This window comes from Alishewanella sp. HL-SH05 (assembly GCF_052655985.1).
The window spans coordinates 1,381,529-1,399,868 of the sequence record NZ_CP199753.1 but is presented as its reverse complement, the minus strand read 5'-3'; the positions used below and the strand labels follow the sequence as shown (position 1 = coordinate 1,399,868).

The window sequence follows — 18,340 nt, the reverse complement described above, 5'->3', positions numbered from 1 at the left end:
GACCTTCATTCGCGATACTATAAGTGATTGATTTAAGAATATTGTACTTACACATTAAGGAGCCATTTTGAGCGAGCATAACACCACGCATTGGCTGCCACCTCAGCAGCAAAATCATCAGAATGTCGAACGACAAGTCGGGGTTGAATTAGAATTTGCTGGCTGCCAGCCCGAATCGATTGTTGATTGTATTACCGCAAGTTTCGGCGGTAAGGTAATTAAACACTCGATATTCAACTACCAGATTAAAGACAGCCGTGTAGGCGATTTTCGGCTGGAACTCGATGCTGAACTCTTGCAAAAGATCGTTGCTACAGAAGAGAGTGCGCAGCAAAGCAGTGCTATTTATCAAGCGGCTGAACAATTATTGAAATCGGCAGCCGAGCAACTGGTGCCTTGGGAAGTGGTCACGCCACCGATCAACATCAGTCAGTTGGCTGAATTGCATGCCCTCTTTCATTGTTTACGCGAAAATGGCGCGGTAGGCACACGCAAAGCCGCACGTTATGCCTTCGGTTTACACTTAAACCCCGATCTGCCGGATCTTCAGGTGACAACCTTAGTCAGGTATCTGCAAGCCTATATGTGTTTGTATGATTATATTTATGCTGAAGAAAACATCGACCTCGTGCGCAAGCTTACGCCCTATATCGATAACTTTAATAAAGACTATATCCTTAAGGTGGTAGACCCACAGTATCAACCTGATTTAGAACACTTTATTCGCGACTATATGGCGTACAACCCCAGCCGCAATCGCAGTTTAGATTTACTACCATTAATTGCGCACATCGATGAAAAATGGGTAGACACGCATCCAGAGCGCGCTTTAATCAAGGCGCGGCCCACCTTGCATTACCGCTTACCCAACTGCGATATTGATAACCCGAATTGGGATCTATCAAAACCCTGGCAGCGCTGGCTTAAAGTTGAACAACTGGCGGATCAGCCCAAACGGCTGGCACAATTTATCGATGAGTTTCGTGCCGACTATCAACGCTTGACGCGCGATCTTGATAAAAAATGGCTAACGCGCAGTACAGAATTACTGCAAACGTTAGGCTAACGCAATGATGAAAAACGCAACCAAACCGCTCATCGCGGTAACTGGTCCACGTCAACGCTTACCCATTGGTTGGTGGGCTATCCGCTTTAATCTATGGCTAGTGGGCTTGCGCGGTATTTATCTTTACCCTGGTGGGCCAGAGCTGAACCAGCCGATCAGCGGGCTAGTTATTAGTGGTGGCGATGATATTCATCCTGAGCATTATGGTGAGGGTGCACGCGAAACCAGTCGTTATGACCCCGCTCGCGATAAACTGGAAATGACCCTGCTTGAACAATATCTCGATTCGGGGCTGCCCATTCTTGGCATCTGTCGCGGCGCACAGCTGCTTAATATTGTGGCGAACGGCTCGTTACATGCCGATATCCGCCCTGATCGCCAGAAAACCCCCAATGCCTATACCGCATTACCAGTTAAAGAAGTCACGGTGGCACCGAAGAGCCAACTGAGCCATTGTGTCTCGCCCAGCCGCTTTAGTGTCAATAGCCTGCATAACCAAGCAGTTAAACGTTTAGGCGATAACCTGATTATTACCGCCAGAGATGCCGATGGTTTTGTGCAAGCGATTGAGCATAAGCATCGATTTGTGGTGGGCGTGCAATGGCATCCCGAGTATTTACCCTATCTGCCCGCACAACGTGAGCTGTTTCGCTGCTTTGCGCGGGCGGTAAAGCGCTTAAGCAAAGGCAACAAGGCAAATTAAACAAATAATAAAGGGGATGTCTGCCATCCCCTTTCGCCTTATTACACTTACGTTTTAAAGATTATAAGGCGCTATTGATACTGCTAATCAAGCTGTTAATACGTTCAGCATTTTTACCGACATCACTTCTGCCGACGCGTGATTTACTGCGAATATCCAATAAGCGCATCTCGCCGTTATCCACCACGCGAATAATCACATCATCTTTAAAGCCGAACCATGCCGTGGTGTGTGTCGCTTCGATAATACCGGCTGCGCGGTCAACATTGACGATTTCCATGCCGTAGCTTTTCACTGCAGCTTCGGCTGCAGCAAACACTTGCTCAAGGCTTTGGGAATATTGCTGGGTCGCCAGCTCAGGATAGGCAACACGTTGCTGCTCGGCCGTTTCTTCGCCAGCATACGCGACCGGGTTGGGGGCATCTGCCCGCAACGGGGCAATGGCAATAAACTCAGGTGGATTGACTAAGTCGGTCGAAATATCATGAATAGGCGGTACTGAACGCGCTTTATTTAATAAACTGACGGGCACTGCCACCGCAAATATAGCCAACAAAGCTGAAGCCGCGGCTAAACCCCAATTACTATTTTTACGTTTCAGCACTAAGTACACTAATAACAGTACTAAGGCTGCACCTCCCACATAAACGCCATAACGCAGACCAGCAAAAGCGGTGCTCAGTGCAAAAAGGCCATATTTGTACAACAGGCCAGGCAACACTACCATTAAAAAGGCAACGAAACTGACCAAAATCACTAAAATGTTCATACTGTGTATCCTATTATTGTTTTAGCTGTCGATGAAATACCAGCAGTTAATACTAGCAGGGATCGCATCTGGACTTATGCTAATCTTATAAACTTAGGCTTTAATCGGTAAAAGACGTTTTTAGCCACTTTGCGCCAAGCGCGATGTGGCAAAGCCTAGGCTTGAGAAAGCACAAGGCAGCTTAACTAAAAACCTCTTAAAATCAGCAAAATATGCGATGAATAATTGCGACTAAGCAGTTATTCTGTGCAAAAAAGTTGCTATAGTGTACTTGAGTAACTTTTAGGATTATTGCCAACGATGGATAGCTCGCTAGAACGCGATGAACGAATTCTGATTATTGACGAACAAGCCTTGTCACAGAGCTATTTACGCTATGCGTTAGAAAAGTTGAGCTATCAAGATATAACGGTGGCCGATCGGCCGCAACTTGCCCTTACCCTGTGTCGAGAAAATCATTACGATCTGATTATTTGCTCTTACAACCAAGGTGAAGGCAAAGACGGTTACCAGCTTTACGAAGAACTCAAATTTAATGGCTTACAAAAATACACCACCGGTGTCATTTTTATCAGTGCTGAAACCGATCCTACCCTTGTGCACAGTGTTATTGAACTGCAACCCGACGAGTTTTTAGCAAAACCTTTTGCCATTAAAGACTTGCAGGTGCGTATCGAGCGGGTCTTAAAACGTAAAGAACAGCTTCGCCAACTCTATCAATTATTAGATGCGCAAAACCATGATGCCGCTTTAAGCTTTATTGATGAGCAACTTTCTGATGCCAATCAGCGCAAGTGGTTTCCGTTATTATTAAAGCTCAAGGGCGATATTTTATTAAACTTGGCGCGTTATAAAGAGGCTGAGCAATACTTTCAAGCGATGCTGGCGATCCAACCCTTTAACTGGGCGCGCATGGGCTTGGTGCGCTGCTATTTAAAATTGGATAAAGAGTCGCAGGCTTTTAGTGAGTTAGAAGCGATGCTGATGCGTTCAGACAGCCGCTTATTTGCTTTAGATCAGCTTGCCGAATTAGAGTTTAAACAAAAACGTTATCAAGAAGCGCAACAGCATCTGATTGATGCCACCGATTTAGCACCACGCAATTTATTACGCCAACAACAGCTATTTCATATGTCGCGTTTAAATCATGATTATGAATCGCAATACCGTGCGGCGAAAGACATGGTTAAATTTGCACGGTTTTCAATTTTCGAACAGCCAGACTTATATCTTAATTTGGCCAGAGCCAGCATTGATTTCGCGCTGAGCAGCGAAGATGAAGAACAGAACGTGAGATTAAATCGCCAAGCTACCCAGAGCTTACTCAGTTTACAAAAACAGTTTAATAAGCATGAACTGTCTGAGCAGCAACATATCATCCAAGCGCGGTTGCATTATTTACAAGATAATAAAGAAAAGGCCAAAGCCTTACTGCGGGGTTTAAAAGTCGATACACCCATTCAGTCATTAGAAGATGCGCTCGATAAAGCCAAAGCGATGCATGAAGTAGGCTTAACTGAAAATGCCGAACATTTATTTGAACAGATAAGTGATTATTGTCTAAAAAACCAAGCGGATCCGGTGTTAAATGCTTATCTGCAACAAGAAAAAGCCGAACGCAAACAAATGCAACTGGGGCCACGCGAACTCAACAACAGTGCGGTGCAGTTATATCAACGTGGACATTGGGAGCAAGCATTCGCCGCGTTCTCATTAGCTCATCAGGTGATGCCTAAAAATGCGGGTATTGCGTTAAACTTGTGGCAAACCATCCTGACTTCACCGCGGCCGCTGTGCCCAATTAAAGAACAAAATAAGTTATTACGTCAGTGCCAGCGAATTATTGAGCAAGCGATGCTAAAACCCGAACAGCAACAACGCTATGATCAGCTTAAACATAAACTGAAACCAGCCGCTAATCTTTAGTTACCGGTAACGGCCATTCCCGAAACACCTCTGGTAAGGTACGCGAGCGACACAGCCAGCCAAAGCCTAGTCCAAGCCCTACAACGGTAAACAAACGCCATGGCGCATCTAAAATGGCATCAGCCGGCAGATCATACAGCGTATAGGCCAAATCAGCACCGCAACAAAGCAGTAAAATGGGTAAACCATAACGCCAGACATGCCGCCACGCCGCGTTACGTTTATCACTGCGCTGCGATAACGCAGCGACAAACAGCAACACAGGTAAAGCCAGCAAGCAGGCAATCACAAAATCATGCTGCTGCGGATAAAACAGTTTAAGCATATCTTTTTGCTGCGGTGGTAAGGTTAAGACTAAGACCCAACTCAGATAGGGCCGCAGCAATAAAATCAGTAACCAATATAAACGCATTGGTACAGGGACTAAGCCGTATTTATCTAATAATGGCCACTCTTTCATCAGCATGCTCGCCAACACAACATCGCTATTACTGCCCACACTGCAAATAAAGATTACGCATCGACAAGCCCATGTTGCTGAAACAATTGCAGCATATCAGCTTCATCCCACACAGGCACATTGAGCTCATTCGCTTTAACCAGTTTCGAACCGGCATTGTCACCCGCAACTACCGCATGTGTTTTGGCAGAAACCGAGCCCGAGACCTTGGCACCTAAACGTTGCAATAACGCTTTTGCTTCATCGCGGCCCATGCTTTGTAAGGTTCCAGTCAGCACCACAGTTTGGCCCGCTAAGGGCTGCTCCGTTGCTGCAACTTTACTCATAGCAGGCCAGTGCACACCTTGGGCCAGCAAATCGGCGACTACGGCCTGATTATGTGGCTCAGCAAAGAAATGGCCCAGATGCTCTGCCACTACTGAACCGACATCACTGACCGCTAATAATTGCTCGTTGCTCGCTTTCGCTAAGGCATCTAAGGATGCAAAGTGCGTAGCTAAATTTAGCGCAGTCGCCTCACCGACTTCACGAATGCCTAAAGCATAAATAAAACGTGCTAGAGTTGTGGTTTTAGCCTGCTTAATCGCCTGCAACAGCTTTAATGCTGACTTTTCGGCCATCCGCTCTAACCCCAGCAAAGACGGCATATCTAAGGAAAAAATATCGGCTGGTGCTTTCACCAGTGCATGATCGACTAATTGTTCCACGAGCTTATCGCCAAGACCGTCAATATCCAGCGCTTTGCGCGACACAAAGTGCTTTAACGATTCTTTTAGCTGTGCCTGACAACTTAAACCACCGCTACAACGTGCCACGGCTTCACCACTGACGCGTTCAATATGTGCCTGACAAACTGGACAACGACTAGGGAATTGCACCGGCACAGCATGCTCTGGCCGCTGCTCTAACACCACACCCACAATTTGTGGGATCACATCTCCCGCCCGGCGAATAATCACTTTGTCACCGATTTGCACACCAAGACGGTTAATCTCATCCTGATTATGCAAGGTCGCATTACTGACGGTAACACCACCCACCGACACAGGTTCAAGTCTGGCAACAGGCGTAATGGCACCAGTGCGGCCAACTTGAAAATCAACATCAAGTAAGGTTGTTAGCATTTCTTGGGCTGGAAATTTAAATGCAATGGCCCAGCGCGGTGCTCGCGCAACAAAACCCAGAGCCTGTTGCTGCGCTAAGTTACTGACTTTAATCACTACGCCATCAATTTCATAAGCCAACTCGGCACGTCGCGTTAAGATCTGCTGATAATAATCCAGCACCGCCGACTCTCCCGTGACTAACTGAATTTCCGGACAGACCGGTAAGCCCCACTGTTTTAATTGCTGTAAACGCTGATAGTGACAGGCACTATCTAACAGCTGAGTCGGATCTTCAACTTGGCCTACGGCATAGGCGTAAAACATCAGTGGTCGAGTGGCAGTGATGGCCGGATCTAACTGGCGTAGGCTGCCTGCAGCGGCATTACGTGGGTTGGCAAATAACTTATCACCGCGTTGCCGTGCCTGCTCATTTAAGCGGGCAAACCCCGCAAGCGGCATAAACACCTCACCCCGCACTTCAAGCACTGCTGGGATCGACTCGCCTTTTAGCTGTAATGGAATGGCTCTAATGGTTCTGATATTGCTAGTAATATCCTCGCCGGTGTAACCATCACCGCGTGTGGCTGCTTGAACTAACTGACCGTTTTCGTAGCGTATACTCACCGCTAAACCATCCAGTTTTGGCTCACAACAAAAGCTAAACTCACCGCTGAGATCTATCCTGTCACGCATGCGCTTGCTAAAGGCGCTCAGATCTTCTGCGGCAAAGGCATTGTCTAAAGACAACATCGGTAAGCGATGCTGTACCTGCGCAAACTTCGCCAAGGGGGCACCGCCCACCCGCTGTGTCGGTGAGTCTTGGGTAATGAATTCAGGGAACTGTTGCTCTAGCTTTTGCAGCTCACGATACAGACGATCATATTCCGCATCAGGGACAGTCGGCGCATCCAGCACATAATATTGATAATTATAGTCTGCCAGTTGTTGGCGGATAGCAGCGCATTGCTGTTCAGCTGTTGGTTTCATAAGCGGGCCTAACTCTCGACGAAAAACGGCAGGTAATTACCTGCCGTTAGGATATTAGATATTAACTTAACGATGGATCAAACGCTGCCGTTGGAACTCACGGATCCGTTCAACATAATGTCGTACCGTTTGTACTGTTAATACACTACGTTGACCATCTAACACCTGACCACCAAATTCTTCTGCTAATTTTTTCGCAGCGTTATTCATTAAATTAAAGTTTTGCAATGGCTCACCTGGCCCTGGCAAGGTCATAAATAAACTTAGGCCACGGGTCGACAGTTGTTCCATTTTATCCAAGGCAAAGGTCCCAGGATTAAACATATTAGCTAGACTAAATAATACTTCGCCATTACCGGCACTGTCTTGATGACGATGGAATATATCCATATCACCGTATTTAAAACCTAAAGGCGTTAAGGCTGACAGCAATTCTTGGCCTTGGATCTCTTTATTTTCGGGTAACAGCACGTACAAAATCAACACTTCTGATGACGACGCTTCGGACTCGTTGGCACTGCTACTGCTGTGAGCGCTGTCTGTCGCAACCTCGTTCTCATAATCAAAGTCATCGACAGCGGATAAGCTCGGCTCTACTTGCTCTATGGCTGAAAAATTTAAACTCGGCTCTTTTGGCTCACTAAATAAATCGTTTTGCTCTGCTGGGCGCTGCACATCAATGGGCCGACTCTGCGGCTTGAGCTCTGGTCGAGGCGTATTAAAACGCTTTAACTCTACCGGCTTTTTAGCCGCTGCCGCCCCTTTAACCACCCGAACAGGGCCAACGCCTAATTCATCAAAACCTTCAGCCGTGTCATCCTTGGTATTTTCTTCTGGATGATAACGGTGTTGCGTTTTCGAGCTGTTTTTACGCACCGTCCATAAGCCATGTAAAAATAAGCCGCCCAATACTAAGGCACCTAAAATAATTAAAACCATACGCAAGTCGCTAGCCATTTCTTATACCTTTCACTGTTCTTAGGCTACTGCCAGCTTGACAGCATCGTCTACATCAACCGCCACCACTCGAGAGACGCCGGGTTCCTGCATAGTCACCCCCATTAATTGCGCGGCCATTTCCATCGCAATTTTATTGTGGCTGATGTAGATAAATTGTACCGTTTCAGACATCTCGCGCACCAAATTACAAAATCGACCCACATTGGCATCGTCTAATGGTGCATCAACCTCATCCAGCATGCAAAATGGCGCAGGATTAAGCCTGAATATTGAAAATACTAATGATAAAGCGGTTAACGCTTTTTCACCACCGGATAATAAATGAATTGTACTGTTTTTTTTACCCGGCGGTCGCGCCATGATACTCACACCGGTTTCCAGTAAGTCTTCATCGGTTAAATCTAAGTAAGCGCTGCCGCCACCAAAGACTTTAGGAAATAATTGCTGCAACCCTTGGTTAACCTGCTCAAAGGTCTCTTTAAAGCGTTGCCGTGTTTCCCGATCAATTTTTCGCATCGCTGTTTCCAGCGTATCGAGTGCCGCAATTAAATCGGCATGTTGTTCATCTAAATACTGCTTGCGCTCAGCTTGTTGCTGATATTCCTCTATCGCGGCTAAATTAATTGCGCCAAGTCGGGATACCGCATCTACGGTTTTATCCAGTTGCTGCTGCCATACGGACTCTTGCGCGTCTGCCGGTAAATCCGCTAACACACTTTTTAAGATGACCTGTTGTTCTCGTAAGAGTTCCAACATATTGTTAGCACGAACTCGGTAACCCTCAGCATCTAAGCGCAACGACTCCAGTTTCTTTTGCTGTTGCGCAACTAAGTGCACTATACCTGATTGACCTTGCTCTAGGGCACGAATTTGTTGCTCAATCGTCGATAAATGCTCATTCGCCTGTTGCAAAGCCTGCTCAGCATCCACATGCAAGCCTAAATTTTCCTGCAACTGTGCTTGTAACAGTTCGCTTGGATCGGCTTGTTGCTGCAGTTGTGTGGTTAACTCATCAATTTGCGATTGTAATTGTTGCTGTTGCTCTTGGGCACGATTGAGGTTCTGGGCAAGGCTTTGCTGCTGACGCTGACAAAGCGTTTGTTGCATTTGTTGTTCTAGTAATTGTTGGCGTAACCGCTCACTTTGCCCACGTAAATGACTTTCTTGCTGCCGAGCCTGTTGCCCGGCCTGCTCAAACTCTATTTGCTCAGCTTGTTGCTCACTTAATTGCTCAGCAACCACCTCTTGTTGATCGCGCAAAGGCTCGCTGCTGGCTGCAAGTAGCACCAGCTCATCCTGAAGCGCGCCGATGGTTTCAACGAGTTGCTGCCGTTGTTGTTGTCGCTGTGCTAAAGCTTGTTGTTTTAACTGCACAGCGGTTTGCTGTTGCTGCCAAGCGGTTTTTTGCTGCTCTAATTGCTGCTGTATCGCTGTAAATTGGCTTTGCGTGTCTTGCCAGCGCTGTTTCGCGGCATGAGCCGTTGCCTCAGCCACGGATAGTGCAGCAGTTAATTTTTGCTGTTCAGCTATTAATTGTTGTAAACGCTCTTGGCGCAGTAAAGCACTGTCGGCTGCATTGGCGCTGGGTAATTGCCCCCAATTTTGTCCCAGCCAGATCCCTTGTGGGCAAATCACAGATTGCCCTGCAGCTAATTGGGTTTGCATCACTTTGGCCTGCGCCAACGACTCTGCAACTAAAATATGTTGAAAGCTTTCAGGATAAGGGCCGCTAAGCACTTGGGCGGCTAACGTACCGGGCACTGCACTTTGCGCTGCAGCGTCTAAATAGGTTTGCACTTCACTCTGAGCAGCACAGCCAATTTGAGCATGTTGTAACTCGCCTAAGGCAAAGGCTACAGCAAGCGCCCAACCCTCGACTATTTCCAGCTGTTGTAAAACATGCTGTGCTGAGCTCGGTAAAGACTGCTGGATCGCCGTGAGTCGCTGAGCTTCATTATGCACCAGCTGCCATTGATTTTGCAGTTGCTGCAGCTGCTGCTGTGTTTGTTCACGTTGTTCGGCTGCAAGAGCTAAGGTATTTTGCAACGTTTCGAGTTGCGCACTGCTTTGAGTAACGGCAGCAGCCATTAAGGTTTCATTTTCGGTTAACTGGGCTAACTCCAAGCTTAATACTTGCTCGTCAATAGCCTCGAGCTGTGCTTGCTGCCGCTGCAATTGTGCTGAAACATGCTGTTGCTGCTGGGCGAGATGCTGTAATTGCATTGTTAGTTGCTGCTGTTGCTGGCGTAAACTAAAACGCTGCTCTTGCCAATGTTCAAAGCGTTGCTGTTGCAGCTGTAACGCTTGAGAAGCCAACAATAACTGCTCGTCAACTTCGGCTAACTGATCCTCTAACAGCGCTATCTGTGGCTCAAATTGCGTCAGTTGCGCCGTGTAATCGACTAATAGCTGCTGATCAGCCTGTTGATGTTGGCTAAATTGTTGCAAGCTGTCTTGTTTTTGTTGGAGTTGGCTTTGCAAAAACTGCTGTTGCTGTTGCTGATTAACAATTTGCTGCTCTAACTTACTAATACTGGCACCAAGCTGATAATATTGCTGCTGACAGCGCTCTTGCGAAGTGCGTGCCTCTACCGCCTGCTCTTTTAGTTGCACTAAGATGCGCTGATCGCCTTGCTGGCTGGTTTCAAACTTAAGCAGCTCGGTTTCTTCTGCCGCCAGTTGTTGCTCAAGGCCGGTTAATTGCTGATTAAATGCTAACCATTTAATGGTGGTCACCTCAGCTTTTAATTTGCGCTCTTGCGCTTTCAGTTCTTTGTAACGCTCAGCGGTAGTGGCTTGGCGTTTTAACTTATCGATATTTTTGGCTAATTCATCACGCACATCGGCTAAACGATCTAAATTGTCGCGCGTATGCCGGATCCGATTCTCCGTTTCGCGCCGCCGCTCTTTGTATTTTGAAATCCCCGCCGCTTCTTCAATAAACACCCGTAACTCTTGCGGCTTGGATTCGATCAACCGCGAGATCATACCTTGTTCAATAATGGCGTAACTACGAGGGCCTAGCCCTGTGCCTAAAAAGATATCGGTAATATCACGACGACGGCATTTACTGCCGTTTAAAAAGTAGCTGGATTGTGCATCGCGGGTGACCAAACGCTTTATGGCAATTTCGCTGCGATCGGCCATTTGACCGGCTAAGCGGCCTTGTGTGTTTTCAAAGACTAATTCTACCGATGCTTGAGCAACGGGTTTACGCTGGGCCGAACCGTTAAAAATAACGTCAGTCATGGCATCGCCACGCAGATTCTTGGCCGAGCTTTCGCCCAGCACCCAGCGTACTGCATCAATAACATTTGATTTGCCACAGCCGTTAGGCCCAACCACCGCTGTCATCGCTTCAGGAAACGGCACAGTGGTCGGATCGACAAAGGATTTAAAGCCGGCAAGTTTAATCTGTTTTAAGCGCATCCAGCCGTTGCGTTATTGTAATCATTGGATTTTTTCAATCTACCTAAATTCAACAGTACTGTCACTTGCTAATTCGGTTTACTGGGCGCGTTTGTAGGTTTTTCTGTCGCCAACGTTCGGCTTTTGCCATGACATCCACAGTACGCCGCTTTTTAGCCGGTGCAACGCTCACAATGACCACCGGTCGCGAGATGATCAGGTTATTTGGATAGATAATGCGCTCATTATCGTTGGTTTTCAGCACCGTATTGAATAAATGAATTTCTGCAATATCGCCCTCTAACGCATTATTACCATCAATAATGCGCACCTTACTGCCTTCAGCAAAGTCTTTTTGCCCCAGTAAGATAAAGAAAGCCGTTACGTTACTGATTAATGACCATGAAGCGAATAAGGCGACACCGGCTACCGCAATGATCGATGAAGCCAACACCAATAAGCCACGAATGTCGACGCCCCAAACGATGCTAAGCATCACCAACAACACTAACAACAATAAGATATGAAAAACCACCAATGCCCGTTTATTCATGTCCGCACGCATCCGCCGGCCTTTTAGTAAGCCGTAAATAACGGGCACGAGGCGGCGACTGATTACGATATAAGCCAGCACAGTCAAAACCGATAACCCTAGCTGGATGACGGTTGGATTTAAATAGCCGCTTAATTGCTGCAGCAAGTCGCTTTCAGCAATAATGGATTGCTCTACACTCATTGCTTAATCCAAGTCATTCAATGGCCAGCTAACAATATAATCTTCGAACTTGTCCATATCGACCTGATCTTCGGAGATGGTTTTGTTGCGTACCGACATTTGTTTTTTATGCATTAAGCTTTTTTTACCGCCGTTAAGTAGCGGATGCCAAGACGGTAAGCCTCTGCCTTCATGTAAACGACGATAGGCACAACTGGTCGGCATAAAGAAAATATCTTTTAAATTATCTTTGGTGAGTTTGATACAGTCAGGCACCAGCACGGTGCGTTGTGTGTATTCAGTACATTCACATTTATGACTGTTTAAATAGCGACAGGCAATATTACTAAAATGCACTTGCTCATCTTGATGCAACACTGCAGTGGGACCTTCGCTTTCGTCATCATCAATAAACTTATTCAAACAACATTTAGCACAGCCATCACACAAGGCTTCCCATTCTTCATTATTCATCTCAGCCAGCGGTTTGTGCTGCCAAAAATTCTCTGTTAAAGCCATCTATGCGGTTACCTGCGTTGTTATCGAGAAAAAATCAGCGAGCTCTAGCGTTAAAACATCACCTTCTTGCAATGGCCCTACTCCTGCAGGCGTACCTGTTAGAACAACATCGCCAGGTAGCAAGGTAAAATGCTGGGTCATTTCGCTGATTAATTGATTAATGCCACGGATCATATTGGCGCTATTGCCTTGTTGGCGCAGCTGCTGGTTTACCGATAAGCTAAAATCTAATTGTTGCGGATGCTGCACTTGGTTTTTTGGAACAAAACCACTTAGCGGACAAGCACCATCAAAACCTTTGGCGATCTCCCAAGGACGACCTTGTTGCTTCAACTTGGCCTGCACTTGGCGCAGCGTCAAATCTAAAGCCAAACCGTAACCCCAGATCGCATCATTGACTGTGGCATAATCGGCTTTGCATAATCGGCTTTTAATCAACACCGCGATTTCCAGCTCGTTATGCACCTCGCCTTGCTGCTGCGGGATACTAAATTGCGGTGCTAATGGCACCAGCGCCGTAGCCGGTTTAATAAAAAACAAGGCTTCAGGAGCGGTGGTACTTTGCATTTCGGCGATATGGTCTTGATAATTTTGACCAATACACACCACCTTACCCACAGGTAAGGCGATATCGACGTTGGCCATTGTAAGATGTTGATACATGTTTAGCCCTGCTCTGCCACAATCAGATCGGCCAAATAGCCAACACTGGTTACGAAATAATAAGAACGATTCCAGTGCATTAAGCTTTTGTAATTACTGTATGCCAAAAAGGCACGGCCTTTTTCACCGTCAGGCATAATTAATGCCGCCGGCTGCTCACTTTTTGGTAAAGCGCTACCATTTAAACGGGTGACACCCAGTTTGTGCCATTGCATCACACTGCGCTCAGACGCATCCCAACGTTTTAACCACTCGGCACGGGCTAAGCTGCCGCGTTGAATGGCATGGCTCGGATCAAAATCGGCTGGCAGTAACACTTCACGCCCCCACGTTTTGTTGTTATCCCAACCCTGGTTTTTTAAATAATTGGCGATAGAAGCGAAAACATCCAGCTCGTTCGTCCAAATATCTTTTTTACCATCCCCATCCCCATCTTGGGCATAAGCCATAAAAGAGCTTGGCATAAATTGGCTTTGCCCCATGGCGCCAGCCCAAGATCCTTTCATGTTTTCAAGCGTGATATGGCCTTCGGCCAGAATATCTAGCGCATTATAAAACTCTTGGCGAAAAAAGGTTTCGCGTCGCCCTTCATAGGCAAGGGTGGCTAAAGCCGATGGAATGGAATAAGTGCCCATAAAACGGCCAAAGCTACTTTCTAACCCCCAAAGCGCGATAATAAAGCGTGGCTGTACACCATAGCGTTGGCCTATTTGTTCTAGTTGCGGTAAGTATTGTTGATAACGCTCGCGCGCCATACGAATGCGGATTTCACTGACCCGCTTCGGTAAATAGGTATTGAGCGTTTCAACCACTTCAGGTTGACTGCGATCTGCGCTTACTACCCGCTCATGAAATTCTAGGCTGGAGAATACGGCATTTAATAAAGCGGCATCATAACCTTTAGTTGCGGCTTCTGCTTTTAGGGCCGCGGTGTAGCTGGCAAAGTCGGGTTTAGCCACTTCGGCAGATTGAGTCACCTCAGTATTCGCCAGTGCCACTGAACTGCAAAGCCACAAGCCCGCGGCGGTAGTCAGGCGACGCCATGTTAATCCTGTCATACTTCTCTCCTTTATTCTTGCAGCGAAGACGCGTTAGATGCTTTATGTGCTGCCAGCAAATTTTCTGGTGGGGGCGGTAATTGTAAGTAGTAGCCTTGCTCGGTTAAAGCGGCTTTCACCTTTTCGATTTCAACTTGGGCTAAATGTTCCCGTTTAGCTAAATTGAGCAAGGTAACCAGTTGCGGCTTTCCGAAGCTTTGCAGTAATAAAGCCGGGACCTTTTCGAAGTCATCACGCTTTTCAATATACAGATAAGTGCCTTCTTTACGCAGGCTACGATAAATGGCGCATAACATAGAATAAAACTACTTCACTAACTTGCCTAACAGATAGCAAGACTATAACATGAAGCTCAGGTCTTGCGTAATGGTGCCGCTTGTCGGTAACGCAAATAATAACGCTGCAATGGCAGTAATAATAATAGCAAAAGCACTGAATTTTTATGTCTGAACACACCTTAGAGTTAAAGGGCAGTTTGTTCCCTTTGTCCGTGTTACATTGTACTGATCTAAGCATTCATACTCTTGAGCCCCTTCTCGCTGAAAAACTCGCCCAAGCACCGGGCTTCTTTTATCAGGCGCCTATCGTGTTAAATCTACAAGATAATCGGAATGAGCCTGACTTTGTTGCGTTAAAACAGGTATTTACCAAATTAAATTTAGTACTGGTTGGTGTAACCGGTGCCAATAATGAGCAAAAAACGGCAGCGCAACAAGCGGGCTTAGCGGTACTACAAGCCGGTAAAGCGCCGGTCAAAGCGGCTGCAGCCGTCGTTGAAAAAGCTGTTCAACAGCAAGCAACACAGAGCATCATGGACAGCAAAGTGGTTGAACAAACCGTTCGTTCAGGCCAACAAATTTATGCTAAAGGCGCAGATCTCATTATCAAAGGTGCCGTTGGCGCCGGCGCTGAAGTGATTGCCGATGGCAACATCCATATCTATGGCTCCCTTCGGGGTAAAGCTATTGCGGGAGCTAATGGTGATCATAGCAAACGCGTGTATTGTTTTAATATGCAGGCAGAATTAGTGTCGATAGCTGGAAACTACTGGCTTAGCGATAGTCTGCAAGGTGAATTTTGGGGCAAACCGGCCTGCATTAAATGGCAGGACGAGAGCTTAGTCATTTCAGAATTAGTGTAAGGATCGTCACTATGGCAAAGATTATTGTGGTTACATCGGGCAAAGGCGGTGTCGGTAAAACCACCTCCAGCGCAGCGATTGGTACCGGTTTAGCGTTGGCTGGCAAAAAGACCGTCATTGTTGATTTTGATATTGGTTTGCGTAACCTCGATTTAATTATGGGCTGCGAACGCCGGGTTGTTTATGATTTTGTTAACGTTATCAACGGTGAAGCGAATTTAAAACAAACACTGATTAAAGATAAACGCGTAGAAAATTTATTTATTTTACCAGCATCACAAACACGCGATAAAGACGCCCTAACCCGTGATGGTGTTGAGCGTGTACTGAAAGAATTATCTGAAGATTTTGATTTTATTATTTGTGACTCGCCAGCGGGTATCGAATCAGGGGCAATGATGGCGCTTTATTTCGCCGACGAAGCGGTCGTGGTGACCAACCCTGAAGTGTCGTCAGTTCGCGATTCTGATCGCATTATCGGTATGCTCTCCAGCAAATCACAACGCGCCGAGCATGGTAAAGAAGGCATTAAAGAACATCTGCTATTAACCCGCTACAACCCTGAACGCGTGTTAAAGGGCGAAATGCTGAGCGTTGAAGATGTTAAAGAAATTTTAGCCATCGAACTGATAGGCGTGATCCCTGAGTCTCAAGCGGTGCTCAATGCCTCTAACTCGGGCCAACCCGTTATTTTAGATAAAGATAGTGATGCTGGTCAGGCTTATTTAGATACCGTACAACGCCTGCTAGGCGAAACACGGCCATTCCGTTTTCTGACCGTTGAGAAAAAGGGCTTTATCAAAAGGATCTTTGGAGGATAACTAATGTCGCTACTGGATTATTTTCGTTCAACTAAAAAAAATACCGCCAGCACGGCCAAAGAGCGCCTGCAAATCATTGTGGCTCATGAACGCAAAAGACGCTCTGGCCCAGATTACTTGCCGCAAATGGAACGCGATATATTAGAAGTCATTCGTAAATATGTCGATATCCCTGCAGATCAAATTGCCGTGTCATTGGAACAACGCAGTGATGAACTTTCAGTACTCGAGCTAAACGTTACTTTCCCCGATGATAAGCGCTAAGCAGCGCTTTTTATCATAACTCTATGTCAAAGGAGCAGACAATGCGCAAGACCCTAATTGCCGCCGCTATCGTTGCCGCAGGCGTTGCTGGCTATTTCGCCCTCAATCAATCATCGACCAGCCCAAGCTCGTTTACCGAGCTAGACTACGTTCCTGCAGATACCGCGCTGTTTTCTGGCCAATTTACTGCTCTGGATATCGTGTCCTATTTAAAAAGTCTCGGTATGTCACCGGCACAGTATAATTCTGACGAAATGCAGCAAGCGATGGCTGCATTATCTGAGAATGGCTCGCCAGCATTGAAATTTGCCATAGCCTTATTTCAAGACTACCTGACCGTATTAACATCACCAGAAACCTTTGTTGCCAATACTGGCATTATGGCCAAAACACGCTCGCTCAGTTATTTAGTTGGCGCGGCACCGGTGGTGCGTTTTGAAGTGTCTGACGCTTTAGCCTTTCAGGCTTTCTTTGAGCGCGCAGCGACCCAAAGCGGCTTCGTCTCTGAACAACGTCAGTTGGGCGAGCATAGCTATCAGGCTTATCCCTTAGGTGATGCCATGCCTGGTTTAGAGCTGTTGGTCAGTATTGATCGCGGCTGGGGTACGGTGGTTTTACACAACACGCAATTATCGGCTGAGCACCGCGCGCAAAGTTTAGCGCAAAGTAAGCCTGCACAAAATTTAGGTAACAGCCAAAAGCTCACCGAAATGAGCAAGAAATATCAGCTGCATCAAGATGGCATTGGTTTTTTAAGTACCGAACAGCTGGCTTTAGCTTTAACCACTACTGATGGCAATCAATTAGCTAAAGATTTGCAGTTAACTTTTACAGATGGCCTACCTGCTGCGCTTGAAGTGTGGCACAGCGATGCCTGTCGTACTGATGCCGCCATGCTCGCGAAAACTTGGCCAGGTTTAGTAATGGATGCCAAAATTGCCCAGCAAGATAACAGCGGTTTACATATGAGCGGCACGATGCTTTGGCCTACAGAAAGCAAAATTGCTTTAGAAGGCATGCAGAGTATGCAAGGCTTTATCCCGTCTAGCTTAACGGGTGGGATCCATCCGTCCATGTTCTACCTAGCCATGGGAACTGAGATCAGCCAACTGACCCCAGCTATTAGTAAAATGTGGGCTGGCATGACAGATCTGACGCTTAGCTGTGAGCCACTTGTGGCGATACAAGAGCAGATGAAAGCGCAAAACCCTATGATGATGTTAGCCATGGCCGGCATGGCTGCCAATGGCTTGCAAGGTGCTTCAGTAACTATTAATGGCTTTAGCATCGACATGAACACAGGGCAGCCAAAAGCGGCTGATGCCTTAGTGACCTTGTCGGCTGATAATCCACAAACCTTATTAGCAAATGCCAAAGCGATGTTACCGCCTTTGGCGAATATTACGCTGCCAGCTGATGGCGAGGATATTGCCGTAGCGGATATTTTTCCACCCGTCGCCATGCTTAATTTAGATGTACGGCTAAAGCTAAGCGGTAATCACCTCTTGTTGTATGTGGGTGATAAAGCCACCGCTCAAGCACAAGTGATTGCTAAAGAAGCCTTAAAGAAAAACGGCATGATTGCTTTTGGTATGGATTATCAACAGTTCTTTGCCGCTCTGGGTGAAATGTTTGCCATGTCAGGACAACCTATGCCTGCCGAGCTTGAATCAATGCTGCAATCAGATATGAAAATTGGCATGTCTTTTGGTGTCAACGAGCATGGTGTCGTGATCAGCACAGAAATGAAACTGGCAGACTAAACTCCGTTTAG

Annotated in this window: 17 protein-coding genes; 7 read left to right on the top strand and 10 right to left on the bottom strand. The window is 46.7% G+C overall.

Annotated features, from left to right (window positions below):
• The first annotated feature begins 67 nt into the window (after positions 1–67).
• Positions 68–1,066 (top strand): amidoligase family protein, encoded by a 999-nt coding sequence (locus tag ACUJFL_RS06485; protein WP_445428762.1) that lies wholly within the window; start codon positions 68–70, stop codon positions 1,064–1,066.
• Between the two features lie 4 nt (positions 1,067–1,070).
• Positions 1,071–1,769 carry a gamma-glutamyl-gamma-aminobutyrate hydrolase family protein gene (locus ACUJFL_RS06480; RefSeq protein WP_445426431.1) on the top strand — a complete coding sequence of 233 codons (699 nt, stop codon included), beginning with the start codon at positions 1,071–1,073 and terminating at the stop codon, positions 1,767–1,769.
• Between the two features lie 61 nt (positions 1,770–1,830).
• Here the strand turns inward: ACUJFL_RS06480 and ACUJFL_RS06475 are convergent, their stop codons facing one another.
• Entirely contained in the window at positions 1,831–2,538 is a 708-nt protein-coding gene (locus tag ACUJFL_RS06475; RefSeq protein WP_226749904.1) for a DUF1499 domain-containing protein, read from the bottom strand.
• A gap of 300 nt (positions 2,539–2,838) precedes the next feature.
• Here ACUJFL_RS06475 and ACUJFL_RS06470 point away from each other — a divergent pair, with 300 nt between their 5' ends.
• Positions 2,839–4,464, top strand: a complete 1,626-nt coding sequence (locus tag ACUJFL_RS06470) for a response regulator (RefSeq protein ID WP_445428761.1) — start codon at positions 2,839–2,841, stop codon at positions 4,462–4,464.
• Here ACUJFL_RS06470 and ACUJFL_RS06465 read toward each other — a convergent pair.
• The 9 genes from ACUJFL_RS06465 to ACUJFL_RS06425 all read right to left on the bottom strand — a co-directional run bounded on the left by ACUJFL_RS06465 (position 4,454) and on the right by ACUJFL_RS06425 (position 14,636).
• Complete coding sequence (locus ACUJFL_RS06465) at positions 4,454–4,924, bottom strand: DUF2919 family protein (RefSeq protein ID WP_445426429.1); 471 nt, start codon at positions 4,922–4,924, stop codon at positions 4,454–4,456. The two genes, ACUJFL_RS06470 and ACUJFL_RS06465, sit on opposite strands and share 11 nt — an antisense overlap.
• A 53-nt stretch (positions 4,925–4,977) precedes the next feature.
• A complete protein-coding gene (gene ligA, locus ACUJFL_RS06460) occupies positions 4,978–7,017 on the bottom strand; it encodes an NAD-dependent DNA ligase LigA (protein WP_445428760.1) in 2,040 nt (679 codons plus the stop codon).
• 66 nt (positions 7,018–7,083) lie between these two features.
• Complete coding sequence (gene zipA / locus ACUJFL_RS06455; RefSeq protein ID WP_226749900.1) at positions 7,084–7,974, bottom strand: cell division protein ZipA; 891 nt, start codon at positions 7,972–7,974, stop codon at positions 7,084–7,086.
• A gap of 21 nt (positions 7,975–7,995) precedes the next feature.
• The gene (locus tag ACUJFL_RS06450) at positions 7,996–11,406 is read right to left on the bottom strand and encodes an AAA family ATPase (RefSeq protein WP_445428759.1); all 3,411 of its coding nucleotides are present in this window, start codon (positions 11,404–11,406) and stop codon (positions 7,996–7,998) included.
• Positions 11,407–11,467: 61 nt separating this feature from the next.
• On the bottom strand, positions 11,468–12,121 hold the full coding sequence (locus ACUJFL_RS06445) for a mechanosensitive ion channel domain-containing protein (protein WP_445428758.1): 654 nt from the start codon (positions 12,119–12,121) through the stop codon (positions 11,468–11,470).
• A 3-nt stretch (positions 12,122–12,124) separates the two neighbouring features.
• Positions 12,125–12,619: a YcgN family cysteine cluster protein gene (locus ACUJFL_RS06440; protein WP_226749897.1), complete on the bottom strand. Its 495-nt coding sequence runs from the start codon at positions 12,617–12,619 to the stop codon at positions 12,125–12,127.
• Positions 12,620–13,282 (bottom strand): fumarylacetoacetate hydrolase family protein, encoded by a 663-nt coding sequence (locus ACUJFL_RS06435; protein WP_226749896.1) that lies wholly within the window; start codon positions 13,280–13,282, stop codon positions 12,620–12,622. It abuts the gene before it with no gap.
• A gap of 2 nt (positions 13,283–13,284) precedes the next feature.
• On the bottom strand, positions 13,285–14,340 hold the full coding sequence (locus ACUJFL_RS06430) for a lytic murein transglycosylase (protein WP_445428757.1): 1,056 nt from the start codon (positions 14,338–14,340) through the stop codon (positions 13,285–13,287).
• Between the two features lie 11 nt (positions 14,341–14,351).
• On the bottom strand, positions 14,352–14,636 hold the full coding sequence (locus ACUJFL_RS06425) for a YcgL domain-containing protein (RefSeq protein ID WP_229585016.1): 285 nt from the start codon (positions 14,634–14,636) through the stop codon (positions 14,352–14,354).
• Positions 14,637–14,782: 146 nt separating this feature from the next.
• On the opposite strand from ACUJFL_RS06425, the gene minC reads away from it, so the two are divergent.
• Genes minC through ACUJFL_RS06405 form a run of 4 tightly spaced genes read left to right on the top strand, consistent with a single transcriptional unit; the run spans position 14,783 to position 18,329 of the window.
• On the top strand, positions 14,783–15,481 hold the full coding sequence (gene minC, locus ACUJFL_RS06420; RefSeq protein WP_445428756.1) for a septum site-determining protein MinC: 699 nt from the start codon (positions 14,783–14,785) through the stop codon (positions 15,479–15,481).
• Positions 15,482–15,492: 11 nt separating this feature from the next.
• Positions 15,493–16,302, top strand: coding sequence for a septum site-determining protein MinD (minD, locus tag ACUJFL_RS06415; RefSeq protein ID WP_226749892.1), 810 nt, complete (start codon positions 15,493–15,495; stop codon positions 16,300–16,302).
• Positions 16,303–16,305: 3 nt separating this feature from the next.
• Positions 16,306–16,566 carry a cell division topological specificity factor MinE gene (gene minE / locus ACUJFL_RS06410; protein WP_226749891.1) on the top strand — a complete coding sequence of 87 codons (261 nt, stop codon included), beginning with the start codon at positions 16,306–16,308 and terminating at the stop codon, positions 16,564–16,566.
• A gap of 41 nt (positions 16,567–16,607) precedes the next feature.
• Positions 16,608–18,329: a hypothetical protein gene (locus ACUJFL_RS06405; RefSeq protein WP_445428755.1), complete on the top strand. Its 1,722-nt coding sequence runs from the start codon at positions 16,608–16,610 to the stop codon at positions 18,327–18,329.
• The last annotated feature ends 11 nt before the right edge of the window (positions 18,330–18,340 follow it).